This window comes from Candidatus Marivariicella sp. (genome assembly GCF_983056325.1).
Map to the genome: position 1 here is coordinate 20,444 of NZ_CEZOWA010000015.1, position 25,702 is coordinate 46,145.

A 25,702-nucleotide genomic window follows, 5' to 3' on the forward strand; every position below is an offset into this window, starting at 1 on the left:
AAGTTTAGTTTTTTCCAACACCAGGTAAATCTATATTTGGTGACGATTGAGTCCAAGGATATTTTGCTGCTTTAATTTCAGGATATATCTTATTTAAATTTTCTGCATCATATATGTACCCATTTTTAATTACATAAATTAAACTGTTGGTATTTCTTATGTTTTCTAATGGATTTTTATCTAATATTATGATATCAGCTATTTTTCCAATTTCAATACTACCAATATCATTTGATAATCCTAATGCATCTGCACCAATTATTGTAGCAACTTTCAACATGTCAAGGTTAGAAATTCCCCCTGAGTACATACTCCATAATTCCCAATGATAACCAAGTCCTTGAAGCTGACCGTGAGAGCCAACTCCTGCTAATCCTCCGGCTTCAACAAGATCTTTTACAAAAACAGCATGATCCTCAAAAACATGTTCTTCATCCATAAACCACCCCGCATTCCTTCGTCTTGATTTTAAATCTAATTCTGATTTTGGAGTAAAACGATTTAATTTTTTGTCTCCTTGGACGTTCTCATTTGCATAATAGTAATTTTCAGCCCAAGGTCCTCCGTATGAAACAAGTAACGTTGGAGTATATGCTGTTTTTGAGCCTGCAACAAAAGTTGTAAAATCTTTATAAAGAGGATAAATAGGGAAAGAGTGTTCGTGTCCTGGATATCCATCAAGTATCTGTGTGACATTTAATTTAAAATCTAAGCCTCCTTCTGTTGTGGGCATTAAATTTTGCTCTTTAGCTGCCTGAATGATCCATTGTCTGTTTTTACGATTCCCAGTTAAATACATTTTAATAGTCTTAGTATTGTAATATTTAGAATATTGTTTCAATACATTTCTTGCATCTTTTAAACTTTTTATATTGTAACCCCAATAACCCACTCCAGGGCCTGTAGAGTATATTCTTGGTCCAGGAATTGATCCAGCTTCAACCATGTCAGCATAGGTTAAAACGTCTGTGGTTGCTGTTTGAGGATCACGAGTTGTTGTAACTCCATAGGCTAGGTTCGCTGCATACACCCAGACATGATTTTTGTGTAACCCCCATGATGGCCACATGTGAGCATGTGTATCGATAAAACCAGGAAGGATAGTTTTACCTTTTAAGTCTTTGATGAAAATTTTATCAATAGAATTATCTATGTTTTTATCCTTTAAATATTTTTCATTCTTCAAATCAATTCTTCCATCTTTAACATCAATAATTCGATTATTCTGAATTAGAACATCTCCATTTTCTATGATTTGATTATTATCCATACTAATAATTCTAGCACTTTGAAGAAGAATTAAACCTTGAGGAATATCTCTTTTTGCTTTTACGATTATATCTAGCTCATTTGCTTGGTACAAATCATCTTCATCATTATCATCATCTTCTTCTTCCTCCTCTTCTTTGTCTTCATTATCATCTTCTTCTTCTTCTTCTTCTTCTTCTTCTTCTTCTTCTTTTTCCTCTTCTTCTTTCTCATCCTGAATTCTTATGGCTTGTTTTATGTCATAGCGAAAAAGAGTTTTCCCTAAAGTCCAATAAACAATATCCCCATCGGAATTCCAGCTTGGGAATTGCCCTCCAAACTTGGTTAATTTCATAGAGGGGAAATTGGCATTTTTGGCATCCCTAACATTAACTTTTACTCCATCTGCGCCAACAAGGGGAACGGTAACAACGTATATGTCGTTGTTTATTTGCGCTAACGCATAGTCTCCCTTTGGAGCTCGAATAATTGTACTGGCTTTTGAGGGTGTTTTTTTTGGAGCTGAAGGAGTATCTGCAAGAAGATGATTTTCATTATATCCACTACCATATACTGTTATTCCATCAATTTGAATATGTTTTTTTAGATCAGAACCATCCCAGCGGACAGAAATAAGCCCATCAACTGAAGAATTTAGATATATCCGATCATCATTTTGGGCAAAATGTGGATTTGAAAACTTCCCATTACCCTTCATTATAAAATTACTATTCCCTTGTTTTTTGGCATCTAACCAAATTAAACTTGTTCTCTGTCTATTTGAGTTGGGTCCATCAGATTCTCTAAAAGCATCTGCAGAACCAGTAAAAGCGACAATTCTGTTATCACTACTCCATGAGGGTTCTCGGTATGTATTGTTATCAGTCGATAATTTGGTAGGTATATTTTTTCTATCGATACTAACCTTATAAACTGCACCCCCCTTACTTTCACTCCAGGTTACGAATGCTATTTCTTTTCCGTTTGGATTCCAAACAGGCATTGCCTCAGTAAAATCAAACGTAGTTAATCTAACAGGTTTTTTTTCTTTAAAACTCATCCAGTACAAGCGATCCAATGCTGTAAAAACTATTGAAGTTCCGTCGGGTGAAACTTTTTGATCACGAATTTGATTTACGTTAAATGTTTTACTGTCTTCAATTGGGTAGTTAAATTTTAATTGAGGTCCTAGGGCTATATTTTCCTTAACTTTGAAGGGAATATTTACTGCATCTCCGCCTTCAATTGGAATTCTATATATTTTTCCTCCATAAGAAGCAACCAATTCTTTACTATCTGGTGTAAAAGCCATAGCTGGTAAAACACCCAAAGGAGCAATAGATTCTTGTTCATCTCTTTGAACTGGATAAGCCAGCCAGTTTTCTTGTTCAGTCTCTAAATTACGTCTAACCAAACCTGTCTGGTCATTAAACCTACTTCCATAAACAAGCCATTTTCCATCAGGTGAAAGGGTAGGAGAAAATGCCGATCCATACCTTGAGGTCATTACCTCTTTGGTTCCATCTTCTCGGTCATAAGTTGCTAATTGATATTGAGGAAAACGCGCATTATATTGCCATGCACCTGTTCGTTGAGAAAACCATATTTTTTTCCCATCAGGACTAAACCTGGGTTCAGATATTTTTAAGTTATCTGGTTTGTCAATTAAATTTACACCTGCTCCACCATTTTTATGATATAAGTGTAATTTATAATTACGAGTTCCTTTACTTACAGCAATATAATTCCCGTCTGGAGACCAGTCGGCCGACTGCATTTGTTTTGTCTCCCCTTTTGTAACTTTTATAGTATCTTGTTTTTTCCTATCGATTATCCAGGCATTATTTCCACCGCTTTTATCCGAAAGAAAAAGTATAGAATTACCATCAGGTGAATATCTTGGATGTGAATCAAAAGATAATCCTTCAGTTATTCTTGACGCTTTCCCCCCATTAAAAGGGAGTTCATATATATCCCCCAAAAGATCAAAAATAATTTTATCACCATTAGGGTGAACGTCAAGAGACATCCAGGTGCCTTCATCAGTATCTATTTCAATAGATCGTTTTGACTCTAAAGGAAGTTTGTTTTTTGATTGGCATTGTACGTTGTTTATAAATGCAATAGTAATAACTAAACAAAATATTTTTTTCATGTCTTTATTCTTGGATTATATAAATATATTCAAAAAATCAATATGGATATAAGAATAAATTATGATAGTTCCATTGAAAATAAACCTATTTTAAATACTTTTATATTAACCAAGATTTTTACATCAAATAAATAAATTTATAATAATGGATAATAACTCACATCCTAGCAAATCTTCATTTGCTAATGGAAATAGTCAAGGTAAATGCCCTTTTATGGGTGGAACAATTAAAGCTACCGCAGGAGATCCGCCAACAAATCGAGACTGGTGGCCAAATCAATTAAAATTGAATATTCTTCGTCAACATTCTGGCTTATCTAATCCAATGGATAAAAGTTTTAATTATGCCAAAGAATTCAAGTCACTAAATTTAGAAGCTGTAAAAAAAGATATTTTTGATTTAATGACTACATCCCAAGATTGGTGGCCCGCTGATTATGGTCATTATGGTCCATTTTTCATAAGAATGGCATGGCATAGTGCAGGTACCTACAGAATTGCCGATGGAAGGGGTGGTGCTGGATCAGGAACACAACGTTTTGCCCCCTTAAACAGTTGGCCAGATAATGGTAATCTCGATAAAGCAAGACTTTTACTTTGGCCGATTAAACAGAAATATGGAAGAAAATTATCCTGGGCAGATCTTATGATTTTTGCAGGGGATTGTGCTCTTGAATCAATGGGCTTTGAGATATTTGGTTTTGCAGGAGGCAGAGAAGATGTTTGGGAAGCTGAGGAAGATATATATTGGGGTTCAGAAAAAGAATGGTTAGCAGACGACAGATATGAAGGCGATCGAGAATTAGAGAATCCACTCGGAGCGGTTCAAATGGGACTCATCTATGTAAATCCCGAAGGCCCAAATGGAAATCCTGACCCTATAGCAGCAGCTAGAGATATACGTGAAACTTTTGGACGAATGGCTATGAACGATCAAGAAACAGTAGCTTTGATTGCTGGGGGTCATACATTTGGTAAAACACATGGAGCTGCAGATCCAGACAAATATGTTGGTCGTGAACCCGAAGCATCTGGTATTGAAGAACAAAGTTTAGGGTGGAAAAACACTTATAAATCCGGCAAGGGACCTGACACTATAACAAGTGGTTTGGAAGGAGCTTGGACAACTACTCCAACAAAATGGAGTAATAATTATTTTGAAAATCTTTTTGGTTATGAATGGGAATTGACTAAAAGTCCGGCCGGTGCAAACCAATGGATTCCTAAATATGGTAAAGGCGTAAATAGCGTTCCAGATGCTCACGATTCAGATAAAAGACATGCTCCCATTATGTTAACAACTGATATTTCAATGCTTGAGGATCCTATATATAATAAAATATCAAAACACTTTTATGAAAACCCAGATCAATTTGCTGATCAATTTGCAAGGGCTTGGTTTAAATTGACTCACCGTGACATGGGACCGCGTAAAAGGTACCTAGGGCCATTTGTTCCCGATGAAGTTTTGATTTGGCAAGATCCAATTCCAAATATTGCTCATGAACTTGTAAATGAGAATGATGTTTCTAATTTAAAGAAAGAAATTCTTTCATCAGGGTTAACCATTTCACAAATGGTATCTACTGCCTGGGCATCTGCATCTACTTTCAGAGGTTCAGACAAGCGAGGGGGGGCGAACGGAGCAAGAATAAATTTAGAACCACAAAATAAATGGGAAGTTAATAATCCAGATGAATTATTAATTGTATTAAAAACACTAAAGGAAATTCAAGAAAAATTTAACTCTTCTCAGTCTGGTAATAAGCAAATTTCATTAGCAGATTTAATTGTTTTATCTGGATCTACTGCTATAGAAAAAGCAGTAAAAAATTCTGGTAAAAACCTCAGTGTTCCTTTTGTACCAGGAAGAGCAGATACGACCCAGGATATGACCGATATTGAATCTTTTTCTGTCCTAGAACCAAATGCGGACGGGTTTAGAAACTATATGAAATCTAAATTTGCTGTCTCAGCAGAAGAGATGCTTGTTGATAAAGCTCAACTCTTGACTCTTTCAGCTCCAGAAATGACAGTACTTATTGGTGGCCTGAGAGTCTTAGATATTAACTCAGACAAATCCAATTATGGGGTTTTTACTAAAAACAAAGAAATGCTTAGTAATGATTTTTTTGTAAACCTTTTGGATATGGATATAACCTGGGAAGCAACTTCTGACGATCAAGATGTTTTTGAGGGAAGTGACAGAAAAACAAATCAAATTAAATGGACGGGAACTAGAGTAGATCTAATTTTTGGCTCAAACTCTGAACTAAGATCTTTGGCTGAAGTATATGCAAGTAAAGATTCAGAAGAATTGTTTTTAAATGATTTTATTTCTGCATGGACTAAAGTAATGAACCTAGATCGTTTTGATAATGCTTAATATTAGATTCGTTAAATGAAAAATTACAGCCGCCGAAAATTTATCAAAAAATCTGGTCTCTCTGCAATTGCTACCTTCGGAATTAGTAGTAAAGTTCAGGGTTCGGTTGAAGATAATTTAACCCCACCAGCTCAGGGAAAGTATATGGGAGGGTTTGCAGCTCCTAAATTTGATGTTATTAGAGTAGCTTTCATTGGAGTTGGGTATAGGGGTAGTGGACACTTAAAGTATTTTGGTGGTATTTCTGGTGTTGATGTTGTTGCTGTTAGTGATCTGTATGAGGACAATGTGAATAAGGCCTTGTCAAGACTTCAAGAATATGCTGGTTCTGATAAAGTTAAAGAAGTATCAAGGTATTGGGGTGGAGAAAATAAATGGAAACTAATGTTAGAAGAAACAAAGCCTGATGTAGTTTTTATTTCAACGAACTGGGATAATCATGCTCCAATGTCTATTAAATCTATGGAAAACGGGGCACATGTTTTTGTAGAAGTTCCTATTGCAAACACTTTATTAGATATGTGGAAGATTGTTGATACTTCTGAAAAAACCCAAAAGCATTGTATGATGCTTGAAAATGTAAATTATTTTAGAGCCGAAATGATGTTTTTAAATATGATTCGAAGTAATTTTATTGGCGATATTCAGCATGCAGAGGCAGCATATATTCATGATTTAAGATTTCAAATGAAAGAAGAAGATAGGGGGACAGGATCATGGAGAACCCATCACTATGCAAAAAAAGGAGGTAACTTATATCCCACTCATGGATTGGGTCCTGTAGCACAATACATGAATCTGGCCAGATCAGAAGATACATTTAAAAGTATTGTTTCATATTCTTCTCCCCCGAGGGGTAGAGAGTTATATGCTAAAAAAAATTATCCTAAAAATCATAAATGGAATAGGCTAAACTATGAAAATGGAGATTTAAATACATCAATTATAAAAACCCGACTTGGAAGAACTATTATGATCCAGTGGGACGAAACAAGTCCAAGACCCTACACTAGAATTAATTTAATTCAAGGCACTAAAGGGATTTTAACAGGTCATGATATCGAAAATACTGTTTATGAGAGTAATAATCCAGTAAAAATAGCACTTGACGGAGGGTTGAGTGGGGTCTCCGATTCATCACATTCATGGGTTTCTGGAAAAGATTTAAAGAACACTATCAAAAAGTATGATCACCCATTCTGGAAAAGATTAAATAAAAAAGCTAAAGGAAGTGATCATGGGGGGTCAGATGGTATTATGTTATCTCGAATTGCAGAATGCTTACATAAGGGATTTTCCCTAGATCAAAATGTTTATGAAGGATGTTTCTGGAGTTCTGTTTCACCTCTTAGCGCTAATTCGGTTAGAGAAGACGGAGCACCTCAGCTTTTCCCAGATTTTACAAGAGGAAATTGGAAAACCACAAAACCACTTGAAATTATTTCGTAGTTATTTTTTTTGATAGAAAATTAAGTAAAACCCCATATGTTGGAAGGAAAAAAACTAGACCAATAATAATTTTCAATACTGTTTGGGTTCCTGCAATTTCAAACCAATTTAAAGCCATGTACTGGTCATCTGATCCGGAGAAAGCCGCGAAAAAGAAAGTATAAGAATCTATAATATTTGATACTACGGTAGATAAAGCTGGAGCAAACCACCAGACAGAAAACTTCTCTCTTATATATTGAAATGCATATATGTCAATTAATATTCCAAAAGCGTATGCAGTAGCACTTGCTAATCCAATTCTAAAAGCTATTGAAAGTAATTTTCCTTCAAAATAAATAATTAAAACAGATGATATTATAGCTACAGGATATGCGTAAGTAATAGTTTTTTGAGCAACAGATTTCCCTAGTAATCTAACAGTCAAATCAGTTGCAACAATAACAAAAGGAAAGCTAAATGCGGCCCAAGTTATCTTATAGCCATATAATGTTAATGGTATTGCGACTAAAGCATTAGATAAAGTAGTGATGCCAATATGAAGAAATACTAGAGAAAAAATTAAATTCCTATTACTTTTTATCATAGATATTTAAAAAACTTTATACTTTTTCCCAAGGAAAAATAATCCACGATGGAGTTTTTGATTTATCAATAACTTTCCCTTTAAACTCTGAAGTGAAATCGCTAGAGATGTTTTCAACCAGTGCCGCAAATCGTAATTTGGATTTTTTATCACCAATATTTTTAGTAATAAAATTAAAAGTCGCACCTGTATCATTTATGTCATCAATAATTAAAATTGAATTGTATTTATTAATTGAATGTTTTATTACTTCTAAATTTGGTTTGTTATCACTATCTCTGAGTTGAACATCAAGAACTTTATGAGAAACTTTAATCCTATGAGATAAGTAAACCCCAGGAACACATCCTCCTCTGTTTATGCTGAGAATAATTTCAGGAACCCATTTTGACTTTTTAATCTGTAATATTATTTCTGATAAAGCCGAATGCATTTCTTCAATGTTGAAGTCAATTTTTTCAATCATTTATCTTTTATTAAGAATATCAAATTGGTAATTATATTTTATTGTAATAACTTGATTATTAACACGATCCATAAAGTCTTCATCCTCAATTAGGTTCAATACTACAAAAAGTCCAGTGTTTGCATTTTTAAGCCATCCAAATCTTGCATTAACAGATGTAATATTTGTTATGTTATTATATTGCATTAGACTTTGTAGATATATTCTTGGTGTAAAAGAATAAGTAAATTTAGCTCCAGTTATCAAAGCATTAATATTTCCATTTTGAAGTTCAAGTTTATTATAATTTATAGTTAAAGCTGAATTGAATTTATTACCCAATCTAAAATTAATTGTATTTCTTGACGAAAATCTATTACCCCCATAATACCCGCCAATAAAGGTTCTATTTGAATAATAAACTTGTTTATTTTTATTTGTGTAGACTATAAGTTGAAATTCTTCATGATTGTATTCGCCCACAGGAACAGTTACTCCTGAAATTTTGAATTCATTTAATACACCTTCTGTTGTAAAATTAATACCAGTATGTATTTCAAATCCACTTTTCCATACCCAGTGATTGTCTACGTGGAGAAAGCTAGATATTAAATCATTATTAAAATTAAAATATCTACGACCTGAAACATGGGGTCTGACTTCAAGAAAATTACCTGTATTTTTTGGTCTCCATTGCTTAAAAATTAAAAATTCAGGTTTTTTAAATGCATCTCGAAGTAAAAATCCTACTTCAGGATTGAACCCTTCACCAACTTCAGTGTATGCCCCAATAATTCTCCAACCATCCCATGCATACTCAGCTTTAACATTGAAGGCATGATCACCACTATTAATTTCTGGACTTGAACTTTTTGATAGAAACCCAGTTACCTGTGCTTTTTTTCCTAATCCCCACTTACCGTCAATTGCAACGACTCTATTGTAATCATTTACCTGAGTTCCAAGCTGAGACTTATTTATGTATATTCCACCAATTGACGATCTACTTTTGGCAAAATCATGATTAACTCTAGCTACTGTAAAATTATTCTCTCTAATTCCCTCAGACCTTACTTCATCTGTATACATATTTAAAAATCCAACATTAGTTTGTCCAATTTTTCCAGAAATTCTAGATCCACCAATAATTGGAACTACAGAACCATCATCACTTAATCCAATACGTCTACTAAAAAACAAATCAACCTCTCCGGGACTTCCTACGCTGAACTGGCCAGCATTTTCTAAAAAAAACGCTCTTTTTTCGGGAAAAAAAAGATTAAATCTATCCAAGTTAACCTGTTGTTCATCTACTTCCACCTGAGCAAAATCTGTATTATATGTCATGTCTAAAGTTAGTCCGGGAGTTAGACTGTATTTAAGATCAACACCATATTCTTGATTGTTTGTTTTTGAATTATCGGATTTGTTGTTTACACTTTGTGTCAGGGCGTATGGGAAAATCTTAAGATTTTTGGGACTTTTTAAATTAACTCCATTCATTTTTCCAGCTAGTGAAAGTCTCTTTATTTCAAATGCAATTGGAAGTTGAGCCCAATAGGCAATTTCACTTGTTTTACTGATATTTCTTTGAAAGTTTATACCCCATGTTTTGTCTTTGCCACTCCCAAAACGAATAGTTCTTAATGGAATTGCAAATTCAGCACTCCAGCCATAATCTCCTGTTTCAGTTTTTACTTCCCATGAAGCATCCCAATTCAAATTTGTACCTCCAATAACGCCTCCTTGTTGCATATTACCCTCTCCTTCATTGTCAATTTGAGCATCATATTCTACTCCAATAGAATTTGTTCCAAATAAAAATCCATTTTGCTGATCGTTGTATGTGTCAAGAATAAAAAGAAAACTGTCATCATCATTTAAATTAGAATCCCTTCTGGAGTCAGAAACTACAATTTTTTCAGGTTCTTTATCATAACAAACCACTCCAACATAAAGCGTTTTGTTTGTAAAAGCAATTCTTATCTCAGTTTTTTCAGAAACAGGATCTCCATAAAATGGTCTAGCCTGAGTTAAATCTGTTATCGGTTTTATTTTTGCCCAGTTGGGGTCTGTTAATATATTTCCATCAATTTCTGGATCACTTGAAAGGTAAGAAGCTTTGAAATTAGGTGGAGTGAGTTTGTTGTTTTGGGCAAATAAATTAATGTTAAATAAAAAAATAAAAAAGGCTATGAAGTATTTAATAAAGCTATTCATCTTATATTTTTAATTATCGCAAATATCAAAACATTATTTTAAAAACCTGTACTCTAAGCAAATAATTATTTTTGAGATGCACAGCTATATTAGATCATCTTTCATAAATAATTATTATATCTTTAAATAAAATTAATAATAATGAGTAGTAAATTTTTTGGAAATCGGCTAGATAAAAATTCACCAAAACAGGATATTAAAAAGCCTGTAAATAAAAACAATAACGCAAAGAGATCTACAGGCGTTAGGAAAGCCGGAAGAGGCAATTAAACTTAAAATTAACTTTTACGTTCAGAAAGTATTTTAACTAAATAACTTAATGAGGATATTGATACCTGACCGTAAACTAAATATGGTATTATAATGTTAAAAACTTATAAGTCTATAGATTATCAGATTCCAGGTAGAGATGAGGTTACTAGGTATGAAAAAATACATAATGTATGTTTTGATTATGCGGAAAATGGATCAAAACTAGTAGCTAATGAGATAGCCCAGTCAATAAAAAATTGCAAGAAACCTAATTTCGTCCTGGGTCTTGCGACTGGTTCATCTCCAATAGGAGTTTATAAAGAACTTGTTAGGCTTCACAAGGAAGAAGGGTTGAGTTTTAAAAAGGTAGTCACTTTCAATTTGGATGAATATTTTCCGATTTCAAATACTAATGATCAAAGTTATTACAGCTTTATGTATCATCATTTGTTTTCTCACATTGATATTATAAAAAAAAATATTCATATTCCACATGGGGAACTAATAGAGGAGGATATTTCAGATTATTGTGACGAATATGAAAAAAAGATCAAATCTTTTGGTGGAATTGATTTTCAATTACTTGGAATAGGAAGGACTGCACATATCGGTTTTAATGAGCCTGGATCAAACCAAAACTCTTGTACAAGAATAGTAAGTCTTGACTCTGTAACAAGAGAAGATGCAGCTGGAGATTTTAACGGAATAGACTCTGTTCCAACGAGAGCAATTACTATGGGTATAAGAACTATACTTAATGCTAAGCGAATTGTATTATTAGCTTGGGGTCATAAAAAATCAAATGTAATTTCAAATTCTATAGAAGGCATTGTTGATTCAAATTATCCAGCAACTTTTATTCAAAAACATAATAATGCCACCATTGTTTTGGATAACGAATCAAGTGCTCAATTAACGAAACATAAAACTCCATGGCTTGTCAAAGATATTGATTGGTCCGACGATCTCAGAAAAAAAGCAATAACGTGGTTAAGTAAAAAAACAAATAATTCAATACTTAAGCTAACTCAGAGAGATTACAATGAAAATGGATTATCAAGTTTAATTGTTTCCAGCGGATCTGTTTATGATGTAAACATATGGATGTTTAACCAGCTTCAAAAAACTATTACAGGATGGCCAGGAGGGAAACCAGATAATGATGATACTGACCGTCCAGAAAGAGCTAAGCCTTCTCAAAAACGAGTAATTGTTTTTAGTCCTCATCCCGACGATGACGTTATATCGATGGGAGGAACGATCAAGCGCCTTTATGATCAAGGACATGAAGTTCACATAGCATATCAAACATCGGGTAATATTGGAGTTTCAAATGAAGAAGCTTTACGGTTTGTAGAAATTGCAAAATATTCGTCTTCAGAAGAAATTAGGATTAATGATGGAATGGAAGATAAAATAATAAACAACAATAACTCCAAATCAATTCTAAAGCTAAAAGGTGCGATTAGAAGAAGTGAATGTCTTGCAGCATCACGCTATTTAAGTATTCCAGAAAGTAATTTGCATTTTATGGATTTACCCTTTTATGAATCAGGAAAAATTAAAAAAAATGAACCAACTCAAAAGGATGTTGATTTAACCATCGATTTAATTAAATTAATTAAACCACATCAAATCTTTGCAGCAGGAGATCTAGCTGATCCTCATGGCACTCACAGAGTATGTTTAAATGTTTTATTCGATGCATTAGGAAAATTAAAAAGCCTCCCGTTTATGAAATCTTGTTGGTTGTGGTTATATAGAGGTGCATGGCAAGAATGGGATATTGACCAAATTGAAATGTCAGTTCCTATGAGTCCTAGTCAAGTTGTGCAAAAAAGAAACGCAATATTATATCACCAATCCCAGAAAGATAAAGTTATGTTTCAAGGAGAAGACAATAGAGATTTTTGGTTAAGAGCTGAGCAGAGAAATAAAAACACAGCGAAAGAATATAACCGCCTTGGAATGGCAGAGTATGAAGCTATGGAGGCTTTTAAAAGATATGTTTATTAACGAATTTTGCCTTCAATTTTAATCTTCTTTATATCCGGGACCTTTGATGAATTTTCCGGAAAAAATACCCGTATGGATTCCTTTATCAAGAACTTGTTGTCCGTTCACAAAAACATCTTCTATTCCATCCGCATATTTAATAGGGTCATTGAAAGTTGCATTGTCCTGAACCGTTATTGGATCAAACACAACTATATCCGCATAAAATTCTTTTTTAAGAAAACCGCGATTTTTTATTCCTAAGTTTTGAGCTGGAAAACCAGTTAGTTTTCTAATTCCTTCTTCAAGACTAATTAATCCTTCTTCTCGAGAATATTTACCAAGGACGCGAATAAAACTACCAAAGGCTCTTGGGTGGGTCCTGAAACCATCTGATGGATCAGAATAGGAGCCTGCGTCAGAACAAAATGAAACCCAAGGAAGTTTTATTTTTTTCCTTATGTTCTCCTCACTCATGCTAAAATAAATACATTGAATTCTACTATCATCTTCAATCACTAAATCTACTATCGTTTCTTCAGGAGTTTGATTTCTTTTTTTGGCTGCTTCTGCAATTGTCATTCCCATATATTTCTTCGCCATTGATTCTTTATTAAACCCAACCATTAAAATACCATCAGGAGATTGTTCTTTTAACTCTTTTCTGATGTCTTCTATTACTTTTTCACGAGGTCCTTTTTTTTGCATTCGATTTATCCAAGCTCTATGACCTCCCTCTTGAATCCAAGTAGGAATTACACCTGTTAAGCCAGTTGATGAAGCGTTGTATGTGTACATATCTGCGGTAATCCTTAGACCTTCTGCTCTAGCTTCTTCAATTTTATCAATCATCGTATCTAAAAGATTCCAATTAGATTTCCTGGAAGCCTTCAAATGATATATTTCTGAGGGTATATCTGCTTTTCTTGAAATTGTAATCAATTCCTCTATTGCTTCTAAAACTCTACTATCTTCATTTCTGATATGTGAAATGTACATGCCCCCGTATTTAGAAGCAGTTTTACTTAAAGCAATCAGCTCATCGGTGCTAGCATAATCGGCAGGGGCATAAATTAGTGATGATCCAATCCCCATGGCCCCTTCTTCCATGCTTTCACTAACTAGTTTTTTCATTTCAGTAATTTCCTCTAGAGTCGCTTTTCTGTTGTCAAATCCAACTTTTTGAATTCTAACAGTTGTTGCACCCAAAAAAGAGGCAATATTAGGTGAAACTCCTTTAGATTCCAGTTTTTCCATAGCTCCTCCAAATGAAATGTAACTGGAGCTATCTTTAATACCAATTGGTCCAGGAGAAGTTCCTTCCCCAAAAACCTCAAGAGTTACTCCTTGTTTTATGTCACTCAAAGATCTTCCATCTTTTAATAATGAATTATAACCCCAGCTTAGCATATTTATAAATCCCGGAGAAACTGCTTTTCCACTGGCATTTATTGTTTTTTTTGAATTAAATTTTTTTAATGGACCGACATATATTATTTTTTCATTAACAATAGCAACAGATCCTTTATATGATTTTTCTCCCGAACCGTCATATATCATGCCATTTTCAATTAATATATCACACGTAGGAACGCTAGAATTACAGCTAACCAATAATGCAAAAAAGAAAGAAATTAATAAGTGATTTTTAATCATGACATAAGTATTTGAATTTAAATATATTAAAAATAATTATTCACTCTATCAATTCAGTAGTATTAAAATTCAATCGTATTTTTATTTAAACTATTAATCTTTTTTAAAAAATAAAAAGACTTCTTATATTTAAACTAAGAATAATCTAAATTTCATCGAAACTAACTCTTCCAGCCAGATTTTTTTTAAAGGATTAAAAAGAATAACTAACTATTTTTTTTCCTTTTTGATGATTGTCTTTTTATTTTTAATTATTTATTTAGGAGATACTTCCTTAAAGGAAGAAAAAATTGATTTAAGTATCTATTCATTGAATTACGACACAAACACTCTGCCTGACTCAAAAACTGGCACAGTAATTAAATATGGACACAAACTTTTTGGAGAAACATATAAGTTTTTGGGAAAATCTTCTTTTGATAAACCTTTTGTCGGAAATTCATTATCATGTACTAATTGTCATCTAAACTCTGGAACACAACCTTTTGCAATGCCTTTAATTGGTGTTGACAAACGATTCCCTCAGTACAGGGGTAGAGAAAATATAATTGGAAGTCTTGAAGATCGAATAAATGGCTGTTTTGAGAGAAGTATGAATGGAAATAGATTGAAAAATGATAGTAAAGAAATGAAAGCAATCGTATCATATATTAATTGGCTGGGACGTTACGTAAAAGTTAATGAAGTTATTACAGGAAAAGGTTTGAAATCGATAGAATACCCAAATAGAAAAGTGGATTTAGCTAAAGGAAAAGTTGTGTTTGAAAAAGTTTGTGTTGAATGCCACGGATTTGACGGTCAAGGACAAAAAACGGATCAATTTACATACTTATATCCTCCGTTGTGGGGTCCAAATTCGTATAATAATGGAGCTGGTATGACAAGAGTTTTAACAGCTGCTACTTTCATAAAATATAATATGCCTCAGGGTATAACTTTTGAAAATCCTACTTTGACAGATGAAGAATCGTACGATGTGGCAGGATACATTAATCAACAGTTAAGACCTACAAAGGAAAATCTTTCTGATGATTTTCCTGATTTAAAGAAGAAACCGATGTCAACTCCTTACCCCCCATATGTTGATTCGTTTTCTCAATTACAACATCAACTTGGCCCCTTTCAGCCAATTTTTGATTTTTATAAAACGGAGTTTAACATAAAAAAAAGTAAGTAACCTTAAATTAATAAATATGAAAACAGATAAATCTAGAAGATCATTTTTTGCAACCCTAGCCTTAGGAGTTAGCGCCTCTGCTTTTCCAATGATGGTAAAAGAGTTTGAAAATGTTGAAAAACTGCCAGAATTTAATAATCTTAATTCAAAAGATTCAGAAGAGTGGTTTAAGAAAATAAAAGGAACCCACAGAATAGCCTATGACGGAAGTACTCCTCACGGAACACTTCCTATTGTTTGGAACTGGGCTTTTTACGAATCTAACAACCAAACAGGTTCGCCTGATACTGATATAACAGCAATGACTGTTCTTCGTCATACTTGTATTGCCTTTGCTTTTAATTCAAAAGTTTGGGAAAAGTATCCGATAGGTAAAGTTTTTAATATCAATGATAATTCAACGGGTCAACCATCGTTAAGAAACACAGTCTATGATCCACAAAAAGGAGATTTGCCTCTTCCTGAAGTTCAGGGAATAAAACGTTTGCAAGATAGAGGAGCTCTATTTTGTGTATGTAATCTTGCTACTAAGGTATATAGTGGAGCTATTGCAAACCAAATGGGTCTTGAACCTGAGGACGTATACAATGATATGATTGATGGAATTCTCCCTGGTATTGAACTTGTTCCGTCAGGTGTTTGGGCCTTGGGAAGAGCACAAGAAAATGGGTGTGGATACATTTTTGCAGGAAATTAAACTTATAAAAAATACTAAAAAATAATTATCATAAAAAGGTTATATTTGTAAATAACATAAAATCATACCCAAGTGATTTTATTTTCAAAATATTAACTTGTTGTGTGTTGTAATCCTTTAATTGGAAAGCAACTAATGAGAAGCTTTCCTATAAAATGGAAGGCTTTTTTAATTAGCTTAACCCCAGAAGACTCCTAAATGATTGTAAAATACAACTTCAAATAACTCCTAATGGATTGGTTAACATAGTTTTTTTTTGTTTATTCGTGATCCTAAAATTATAATAAACATAAATAAACTATGAAATATTTTAAATTAAATTTGATTTTCACATCTCTATCTTTTGCACTTTTCATGTCGTGCTTCGGAGATGATGGTGACGTACTAATTCCAGATCCAGTCGTAACTTCACCAGGCACAACAGATCCTGTTACTCCAGATCCTGTTTCACCTGTAACTCCAGTAGCTCCGGGTGTTACTGTGATCAATGATTTTGAATCGACCGATGGTGTTTTTCTTGTATCTAACGGGGTTACTTCTTTTGAAAATTCTGCTTTTGCAGGACAGATAGTAAACTCTGGAGCTGCATATGAAGCTGCATCAATACTTCCCTCTAACCTAATAGACATGAGTAGTTCTGATGCACAAATTATATCATTTGATTTTTATCAGGATACTGCAGCTGAAGTTGGAATTTTAGCTAAACTTGAAGGACAACCCTTAGGGAGTTATCCCGTGGAAGTTTTAGTTTCTGCATCTGGATCAGGTTGGAGAACTTTAACTTTTGATTTTGGATCTAACAGAGTAAATAGCTATCCATATGGTGATGGCCAACCAGAAGCGCAACCTTTATCAGATTTAACTACCTACTCTAAACTTGCAATATTTATTGGTTTTGGAACTGAAACAATGGGTACATTCTTAATTGATAATGTAACGGGAGGACTTGTTGGTGCTTCTGTACCCGATACTGATTCAGATGGATTGATAGATACAGTAGATACTTGTCCAGCCGATGCTGGAGATGCTGCTAATGATGGATGTCCAGTTGTAATAGTTCCCGTTGCAGCTCCAGAAACTCCTTCGGTTTCGTCAACAAGTGTAGTCTCTATATATAGTGCTGCTTATACTGCACCAGTTGCTGTTACAGAATGGTCAACTTCCTGGGGTCAAGGGACTATACATTCTACAATAGATATAACTTCATCTTATTCAGTTCAGCAATATACCTTTGCTGACGGAGGAAATGGAAAATATACAGGAATAAATATGGCTTCAGGCGTTGATGCATCTGCAACAAATAACATTCATATTGATGTTTGGTCGGCAGATTCTTCATCTTTCAAACTAAAAATAGTTGACTTTGGAGCTGACGGAGTTTATGGTGGAGGTGATGATGTTGAGGACATTAAAGAAATAGCTATTTCTGCAAATACCCAGTGGGTAGGAATTGACATTCCTTTATCTGATTATCCAGCCCTTACGACTAAAGGAGCAATTTCTCAATTTGTAATTGAAGGCACATCAGACGGAACTATTTTTATTGACAACCTTTATTTTTATGCATCTGCAATTGGGGTTAGTCCTACTTCATCTGCTTCAACTCCAAGTATTGCAGCAGCTAACGTTGTTTCTATTTTTAGCGAAGCTTATACAGCTCCAGTTGAAGTTACCAGATGGTCAACTGATTGGGGTAAGGGAACTACTCATTCAACTGAAGAAGTCGTAACAGGAGATTTTGTTCAGAAATATAGTTTTGTTGATGGAGGAGAAGGTCGTTACACAGGGGTTGATATGGCTTCAGGTGTAGATGCAAGTTCTTCTACTAACTTCCATGTTGATGTTTGGTCAGCTGATCTTTCTTCGTTTAAAATTAAAATTGTTGACTTTGGTGCAGACGGTGCTTATGGAGGTGGAGATGATGTTGATGGAGGAGAAGCAGAGATTACAATAACTACTAATAACCAATGGCAAGGAGTAGATATTGATTTATCAACTCTAACTTCTTTAACAACTAAAGGTGCTATTTCACAATTTGTAATTGTTGGAACTGCTGATGGAACAGTTTATATAGACAATATTTATTTCAATAACTAATAATTGAATTTTATTTGAGATTAAATAAAAAAGAGCCACTATAATAGTGGCTCTTTTTTTTTCAAAATAAATAATTATCTAACTTCAATTGTTTTGATCTTATTTAAAATCATAATTTCAAATTTACCTGGTTCGACAACTCTTTTATTAAATTGATTTATAAAGGAAAGCTCTGAAATTGGCAGTTTGAATTTTACAATTTTAGATTCATTTGGTAATATTTCAACTTTTTTGAACCTTCTTAACCTCTTTATATCAGGTGTAATTGATGCATAAAGGTCTTTGGAATATAACTGAACAGTTTCCTTCCCTATTTTGGTTCCGGAATTTTTTATTTTGATTGAAATTTCTATATTCTCATTTTGAGTAAAATCATTTTTATTAATAACAATGTCACCGTATTCAAAAGAGGTATAGCTTAAGCCAAAACCAAATTCAAAAAGATTTTGGACTTTACCTTCATAATTATACGCCCCTTGATTATTATTTTGAACATCAGAGGGTTTGAAATTATATGGAACCAAAGAATTGACGAAAGCTGGATAAGAGTAAGGAAGTTTACCAGAGGGATTTACCTCTCCAGTCAATACATCAGATAAGGCATCTCCTCCATGATTTCCAGGAAGGTAGATGTTTATTATTCCGTCAGCTAAATTTACTATATCAGAAATTATTCTTGGCCTTCCGCTATTGATAACTAATATTATCGGAGTTGATGTTTTTGATAATTCTTTTACCAGTTTTTTTTGTAATGAATTTAGATTCAAATCATTTAAATCTCCTGGTTTTTCTGTGTAGGAGTTTTCCCCAATGCATAAGATAACTACATCTGATTCTTTTGCTTCCTCAATGGCTTCAAGCATATTGTCTTCATGCTGATCGTAGTATTCATATTTAGTAGCATTATCATTCTCTTCGTTAACTAGATAGGAAACTCCTGGAATATATGTTACATTATTTTTTCCAAAATCTTCTGATATTGCCTCATAAATTGTATTGTATTTTTCTGCAAACTTGTCAGCTTTCTCTCCTTGCCATGAATACGTCCATGCTCCATTCAATGTTCTCATACTATTTGAGTTAGGTCCTGAAACAAGGATTTTAATTCCTTTTTTTAATGGAAGTAAAGAATTTTTATTTTTCAGAAGAGTAATTGCTTCTGCAGCGGAGTCATAGGATAGCTTTTCACTTTTCTCAGAATTAAAATTAGTATAAGTTTTATAATCTGAACTGGGATTATTAAAAAGATCAAGTTCATATTTTAAAGTAAGTATTCTTTTAACTGATTCATTAATTCTAGAAACAGGTACTGATCCTTCACTAACTAATTCGTATAAATTATCGCAAAACTCTTCATATTCATAGGGTACCATTGACATATCGATTCCAGCATCTATGGCTATTTTTACAGCTTCTTTTTTTGATGAAGCTATCTTATCCCTGTCATATAACTTGTTTATGTCCTCCCAATCGGTTAAAACCACCCCTTTAAAATTTAATTCCTTTCTAAGAATATCAGTCAAAATATATTTATCTGCATGAGTTGGAATACCATTAATTATTCCAGAATTAATCATTATACTTTTAGCACCCATATCTATTGCAGATTTAAATGCAGGGAGATGAAGCTCTCTAAGAGTATGTTCAGGGATAAAGGACGGTGTTCTGTCTTTTCCTGAAATTGTAGTTTGATATCCCAAGAAATGTTTTAAGGTAACTGCAACATTGTTTGAGTTTGAAACATCATTATTATCTCCTTGATACCCTTTTATCATTTGATTTCCCATTTGTGTTACCAGATATGGGTCTTCTCCAAAGGTTTCAAATTGCCTAGGAAATCTTGGATCTTGACCTAGGTCAAGAACTGGGGAGAAGTTCCATGGTATTCCACATGATCGAATTTCATATGAAGCAACTTTAGCCATATTATAAGCATTTTCAGTATTCCAAGATGCAGCTGTTGTTATTTGTTGGGGAAACATTGTTGAATTTGAGGTATAAGTAGCTCCGTGTATTCCATCGATTCCATATATAACAGGAATTCCTAGCCTACTTTCTTTCAAGGCGATTTGTTGAATACCTTCAATGATTTCATTCCACTTTTTATTTGATCTTGCTTCACCATTTGTAGTATTTAACACAGATCCTACTTTATATTCTAAAATAGCTTTTCTTGCTTTGTTTGTGTCTAGTAATAAAGGTTCAAAAGAGGTCCATTTATTTGGTCCATTTGCTATGACTGTTAAGTTTATTTGGGTCATCTGTCCAATTTTTTCCTTTAAAGTCATCTTGTTTATTAGTTCATTGACTTTAGCTTCAATGTCTGAATTGGTTTGAGCATTCAAGATAACACCCATAAGAAAAAGGGCAATTTTTAATATTTTTTTCATTATTACATTTTATTGATATACTCTAACATAGTCAATTTCCATTGAAGCAGAAGTGAAGTTAGGATCGATATTGCCGTTTGTAAAATCTCCTCCCATAGCCACATTAAGAATGAAAAAAAAAGGCTTATCAAATGGCATGGAACTATCTACGTTAAACGCGTGATGTTTTTTGTCATCAACATAAAATTCTATTTTGGAAGCAGACCATATTAATTTATAAATATGAAATTCTGAAGATTCATTTTCAATTAATTGTTCACCCCGCAAGAAATAATGATTTCCATCAGAATTAGCCAAATGAACAGCAGATGAAACTTGGCCTGGATTTCCGTCACCGTGTTCCATAATATCTATTTCTCCACAAAGAGGCCAACCTATATTTGAAAAGTTTTTTCCCATCATCCATATTGCAGGCCATGTTCCTTGTCCCAAAGGAAGTTTAGCTTTTACGTGAACTTCTCCATATTTAAAATCAAATAAATTTTGTGTTGTCATTCTAGCAGAAGTATAACTTTTTTGTTGATACTCTTCTTTTTTTGCAATTATTTTAAGGACTCCGTTTTCTACAATAGAGTTTTCTCTCCTGTCGGTGTAGTATTGGTCCTCATTGTTCCACCAGCTTCCATTGTTTGGAGGGATAGTTTCTAAATACCAATTTAATGATGAAGGCGCTCCGTCAACATTAAATTCATCTGACCAAATAAGTGATGGACCTATACTTGGATCATTTATTTCTTGAGAAGTGGCTTCTTCTTTTGATGAACAAGAACAAATAATTAGTATAAAGAATAAAATAAATTTTTTCATAATCCTCTCAAATATAAAATTTCCTTTATTAAATAATATAAAACTCACTAATTAAGATTTGTTTTCACACATATTTATAAAAAATCTAAATGATATGATGTTAACGAGTTTTTTACATTCGTATATTTGAGTAATACTAATTAATATGATTGAAAGGTATAGAGAAATAAAAGAGTTTCTTTTAAAAATAGGACTAGTATTTATTTCCTTTATGATTTCTCGCTGGTTATTTTTATATTTTAATTCTGATATAATTAAGGTTGAAAGTATATCGGAATTAATTCGTTTAAGCTTTTATGGATTAAAATTTGACTTAGCTGCAATAATATATTTAGAGTCTGTATTTATAATACTATATTTTTTACCTGGAAGATCATATTCTAGTCATTTTTACAATAAACTACTAACTTTTTTTTATTTTTTTGGAGGTTTATTCGGCTTATTTTTAAACTCAGTTGACTTCGCATATTACAGATTTAATTTAATGCGAATTAATGTAAATTTTTTTGAGGCTATAGAAAATGAAAATAATAAAGTTAAGCTGTTTTATCACTTTTTCCTTGACCATATAAATATCATAATACTTTATTTACTAATATCACTTCTTTGGATTTACATGTATAATTTAATTAAGGTTAGTTATATAAAAATGCATAACAGTTTCTTAAGAGTCTCTAGTTCCGTATTAATTTTTCTAATTGTGATTGCATTTTGTATAGGGGGAATAAGAGGTGATTTTAAAAAAAGCACACGTCCAATTACACTTGTTCATGCGATGGAAAAAGTAAATAATCCTCAACACGCTGATTTAATTTTAAATTCATCTTTCACCTTCATAAGAACGATTGGTAAAACAGGATTTAACTCAAGTAATATTTATTCGGATAAACAAATAAATGGTATTATAAAACCAATAAAAAAATATCCAAAAAATGTTAATGATAGTATTAGGCCAAATATTGTAATATTTATTTTGGAGAGTATGGGAAGAGAATATTGGGGAAGTTTAAATTCAGAGGAACAAATCCCTAAATACAAAGGTTATACCCCTTTCTTAGATTCATTAGCAAATCATAGTCTTATTTTCCCAAATTTTTATGCAAATAGTCGAAAGTCTATTCATGGAATGCCAGCAATATTGGCAGGAGTTCCATCTTTTGAGACAGCGTATACTTCATCTCCGTATTCAAATCAACCTATTGAATCAGTTGTTTCAATAACAAATAATTTAGGATATAATACATCTTTTTTTCATGGAGCTAGTAACGGGTCAATGGGATTTTTAGGTTTTTCAAAAACATTAGGTTTTGATAACTATTATGGAAAAGATGAGTACAATAACGATATCGATTTTGACGGGTATTGGGGAATTTGGGATGAGCCATTCCTTCAATTCACAAAAAAAATTCTTGATAAAAAAAGTGAGCCATTTTTAAGTACAGTATTTACAGTTACTTCTCATGACCCCTATATTATTCCTAAAAAGTATGAAGGTTTTTTTGATAAAGGATTTGTCCCAATGCACCAGGTAGTTGGATATACAGATTTTGCCCTTAAAAAATTTTTTAATGAAGCAGAAAATGAACCATGGTTTGATAATACAATTTTTATTTTCACTGCGGATCATGGAAATCAAACTCATTATCCATATTATGAAAAAATAATAAATCGTTTTGCAAATCCATTAATGATATATTGGCCGAAAAAAAAACTTAAAGGAGTCTCTTCCGTTCTTGGACAGCATATGGATATTTTCCCAACCGTTGCGGATTTAATTGGTTACGATAAGCCATTTAGGAGTTGGGGTAAAAGTTTAGTTTCTGAGGATAAAAATGACTCCTTTGTCGTTAATTTTTTTGGTGGTGGAAATTATTTTATGATGAATGATGAATATATTATAGTATCAAATGGAGCAAATATAAAAGGAGTTTATAACTCAAATGATCGAGACCTTGAGAATAATATAATTGATAATTCAAATAAAAAAATGGAGGAATTATCCCTTAAGTTTAAGATGTTCATTCAAGATTATATGAATCGAATAGTCGATGGAAATATGTTTTATGACACTGGCGATGAATAAATATTACTTTATTATTAATCCTGTAAATAAATCCAAGACTAATTCTTTAGAAGTAGAAATTCATTCCTTTTTTTTAAACAGGAAAGATGAATATCAAATAAGCTTTTCTAATAATTTCAAACACTTAAAAAAGTTAGCTTCTGATGCTGTGAAACAAAAAGTAGATGTAATTATTGCATGCGGAGGTGATGGAACTATTAGTGAAGTTGGTCAAGTTCTAATTAATAATAAAATCAAACTTGGAATTATTCCCCTTGGTTCTGGAAATGGAATAGCTGGCCATTTCAAAATCTCTAATAATATTACAAAAGCTCTTGAAGTAGTTGTTGGGGGGTCAAGTAAAAAAATGGATGTAGGAAGAGTTGACAATAGGTATTTTTTCAGCAATATTGGTTTTGGAATAGAAGTTGAGTTTATTAGGCATTATTTTAATGGAAAAATTCACGGTTTATTCGGATATTTTTATTCTTTTTTAAAATCCCTACTTTCTTACAAACCACCCTTTTTTGATATTAACATTAAAAATGAAAATATTGCTGTCGTACCCCATCTCTTGATGATTGCAAATACTAACAAGCAAGGGTATGGAATAAGTCTATCTCCTAATGCAAAAACTGACGATGGTTATTTGAATTTAATTATGATAAATAATACTAATATGTTTAATATTAGCTACTTATTGGTTCTAATTTTACTTGGAATTTCTATTAAGAATAAAAATAATGTTCGTTATATTAATTTTAAAGAATTTAAAATAACCTCAAAAAATTATCATATTAATCTTCAAATTGACGGAGAATATAGATTTATTATTAAAAACGAATTATGTGTTTCAATAATTCCAGATGGTATTAATATTTTGTGTTGATGTATGGGCTTGAAAGTGTCAAATTATAACTAATTTTATTGTGTTAATTCAATTTATATATTCCGAAACAATTATGGAAATTATCATTGCTTTTTTGATTTTTTTATTACTGTTATTAGCTTATGTAGTTTTTAATTTAAAAAACAATACAAACTCTACAAAGACAGCAGATCTAATTCATTTTTCAGAGTCTCTAACAAATCAAATACAGGAAGTCAGAAAAGAAATAGATAAAAACTCAAAAGATAGTAGAATTGATATTGAATCAAGACTAAACGAGATTAATAAGCAAATGAATGATTTCAATAAATCTTCAACTGCAAATATGACTAATCAGTTTAAACAATCAAGTCAAGTCATAAAGGAAGTAACTGCTGAATTAGAGAAAATTAAAGGAACCAACGAGCAGGTTTTGACTTTTGCAAATCAAATGAAAACTTTAGAGAAAATACTTGGGAACCAGAAGCAGAGAGGGATATTTGGGGAAATCCAATTAGAAAACCTGTTGGCTAATGTTCTTCCTCCAGGACTTTTTCAGATGCAGTATTCTTTTAAAAACAAAGAGGTTGTTGATGCTATTGTAAGAGTTAATGAATATATAATACCTATAGATGCTAAGTTTTCTCTCGACAATTACAATAAAATGATAGAATCTTCCAACAAAGAAGAGTTGGAGGATCTTGAAAAAAAATTTAAATCTGATATTAAAAATAGGATAGACGAAACTTCTAAGTATATAAGACCAAATGAAGGTACTGTAGATTATGCTTATATGTTTATACCTGCAGACGGATTATATCAAGACTTATTAAATAGTAGGGTAGGCTCATTAAAAATTAATCAACAAGATCTAGTTTCATATGCTTTTAAGAAAAAAGTTATGATTGTATCTCCGATGAGTTTGTTTCCCATGTTACAAGTAACCAATAAAGCATTAAATAACATGAAAATTGAAGATTCAATTAGTGATGTTTTAAAAAATGTTGAAAAATTAAGAAGTCATTTAAACGCGTACGCAACATATCATGAAAAACTAGGAAACACATTAGGAACGGTAGTTAATCATTATAATGAAAGTTCTAAAGAGTTTAAGAAGATAGACAAAGATGTTATAAAAATATCATCTGGAAATTCCAAATTGGACATTCAAATGGATGTTTTAGATAAACCCAAATTAGATGATTAATGATG

16 protein-coding genes are annotated in these 25,702 nt (G+C 32.5%); 9 read left to right on the plus strand and 7 right to left on the minus strand.

Annotated elements, in window-relative coordinates; translation table 11 throughout:
- Positions 1-4: 4 nt before the first annotated feature.
- Positions 5-3,403, minus strand: coding sequence for an amidohydrolase family protein (locus tag AC3ATN_RS06130; RefSeq protein WP_487532374.1), 3,399 nt, complete (start codon positions 3,401-3,403; stop codon positions 5-7).
- 145 nt (positions 3,404-3,548) lie between these two features.
- Between AC3ATN_RS06130 and katG the strand changes: the two genes are divergently transcribed.
- Positions 3,549-5,789: a catalase/peroxidase HPI gene (gene katG, locus AC3ATN_RS06135; protein ID WP_487532375.1), complete on the plus strand. Its 2,241-nt coding sequence runs from the start codon at positions 3,549-3,551 to the stop codon at positions 5,787-5,789.
- Positions 5,790-5,804: 15 nt separating this feature from the next.
- Positions 5,805-7,238, plus strand: a complete 1,434-nt coding sequence (locus AC3ATN_RS06140) for a Gfo/Idh/MocA family protein (RefSeq protein WP_487532376.1) — start codon at positions 5,805-5,807, stop codon at positions 7,236-7,238.
- Here AC3ATN_RS06140 and AC3ATN_RS06145 read toward each other — a convergent pair.
- From AC3ATN_RS06145 to AC3ATN_RS06155, 3 genes are read right to left on the minus strand one after another with little or no spacing between them, the layout of a single operon-like run.
- The gene (locus tag AC3ATN_RS06145) at positions 7,228-7,824 is read right to left on the minus strand and encodes a queuosine precursor transporter (protein WP_487532377.1); all 597 of its coding nucleotides are present in this window, start codon (positions 7,822-7,824) and stop codon (positions 7,228-7,230) included. The genes AC3ATN_RS06140 and AC3ATN_RS06145 overlap by 11 nt on opposite strands.
- 16 nt (positions 7,825-7,840) lie before the next feature.
- The gene (locus tag AC3ATN_RS06150; RefSeq protein ID WP_487532378.1) at positions 7,841-8,290 is read right to left on the minus strand and encodes a phosphoribosyltransferase; all 450 of its coding nucleotides are present in this window, start codon (positions 8,288-8,290) and stop codon (positions 7,841-7,843) included.
- A complete protein-coding gene (locus AC3ATN_RS06155) occupies positions 8,291-10,489 on the minus strand; it encodes a carbohydrate binding family 9 domain-containing protein (RefSeq protein ID WP_487532379.1) in 2,199 nt (732 codons plus the stop codon).
- A 363-nt stretch (positions 10,490-10,852) separates the two neighbouring features.
- On the opposite strand from AC3ATN_RS06155, the gene nagB reads away from it, so the two are divergent.
- The gene (nagB, locus tag AC3ATN_RS06160; protein ID WP_487532380.1) at positions 10,853-12,757 is read left to right on the plus strand and encodes a glucosamine-6-phosphate deaminase; all 1,905 of its coding nucleotides are present in this window, start codon (positions 10,853-10,855) and stop codon (positions 12,755-12,757) included.
- 18 nt (positions 12,758-12,775) lie between these two features.
- Here nagB and AC3ATN_RS06165 read toward each other — a convergent pair whose 3' ends face one another.
- Positions 12,776-14,392, minus strand: a complete 1,617-nt coding sequence (locus tag AC3ATN_RS06165; protein ID WP_487532381.1) for an N-acyl-D-amino-acid deacylase family protein — start codon at positions 14,390-14,392, stop codon at positions 12,776-12,778.
- Between the two features lie 229 nt (positions 14,393-14,621).
- Between AC3ATN_RS06165 and AC3ATN_RS06170 the strand changes: the two genes are divergently transcribed.
- The 3 genes from AC3ATN_RS06170 (at position 14,622) to AC3ATN_RS06180 (ending at position 18,363) form a co-directional block, all read left to right on the plus strand.
- A complete protein-coding gene (locus AC3ATN_RS06170; RefSeq protein WP_487532382.1) occupies positions 14,622-15,569 on the plus strand; it encodes a c-type cytochrome in 948 nt (315 codons plus the stop codon).
- A gap of 16 nt (positions 15,570-15,585) precedes the next feature.
- Positions 15,586-16,266 carry a Tat (twin-arginine translocation) pathway signal sequence containing protein gene (locus AC3ATN_RS06175; RefSeq protein ID WP_487532384.1) on the plus strand — a complete coding sequence of 227 codons (681 nt, stop codon included), beginning with the start codon at positions 15,586-15,588 and terminating at the stop codon, positions 16,264-16,266.
- Positions 16,267-16,566: 300 nt separating this feature from the next.
- A complete protein-coding gene (locus tag AC3ATN_RS06180) occupies positions 16,567-18,363 on the plus strand; it encodes a hypothetical protein (protein ID WP_487532385.1) in 1,797 nt (598 codons plus the stop codon).
- Between the two features lie 74 nt (positions 18,364-18,437).
- On the opposite strand, the gene AC3ATN_RS06185 is transcribed toward AC3ATN_RS06180, so the two are convergent.
- Both AC3ATN_RS06185 and AC3ATN_RS06190 read right to left on the minus strand, forming a co-directional pair.
- Positions 18,438-20,753 carry a glycoside hydrolase family 3 N-terminal domain-containing protein gene (locus AC3ATN_RS06185; RefSeq protein ID WP_487532386.1) on the minus strand — a complete coding sequence of 772 codons (2,316 nt, stop codon included), beginning with the start codon at positions 20,751-20,753 and terminating at the stop codon, positions 18,438-18,440.
- 9 nt (positions 20,754-20,762) lie between these two features.
- Entirely contained in the window at positions 20,763-21,560 is a 798-nt protein-coding gene (locus AC3ATN_RS06190) for a glycoside hydrolase family 16 protein (protein WP_487532387.1), read from the minus strand.
- A 145-nt stretch (positions 21,561-21,705) separates the two neighbouring features.
- On the opposite strand from AC3ATN_RS06190, the gene AC3ATN_RS06195 reads away from it, so the two are divergent.
- From AC3ATN_RS06195 to AC3ATN_RS06205, 3 genes are all read left to right on the plus strand, one after another.
- Positions 21,706-23,643, plus strand: coding sequence for an LTA synthase family protein (locus tag AC3ATN_RS06195; RefSeq protein ID WP_487532388.1), 1,938 nt, complete (start codon positions 21,706-21,708; stop codon positions 23,641-23,643).
- The gene (locus AC3ATN_RS06200; RefSeq protein WP_487532389.1) at positions 23,636-24,511 is read left to right on the plus strand and encodes a diacylglycerol/lipid kinase family protein; all 876 of its coding nucleotides are present in this window, start codon (positions 23,636-23,638) and stop codon (positions 24,509-24,511) included. Before AC3ATN_RS06195 ends, AC3ATN_RS06200 begins: the two co-directional genes overlap by 8 nt.
- 73 nt (positions 24,512-24,584) lie before the next feature.
- Positions 24,585-25,697: a DNA recombination protein RmuC gene (locus AC3ATN_RS06205; RefSeq protein ID WP_487532390.1), complete on the plus strand. Its 1,113-nt coding sequence runs from the start codon at positions 24,585-24,587 to the stop codon at positions 25,695-25,697.
- Positions 25,698-25,702 lie beyond the last annotated feature (5 nt).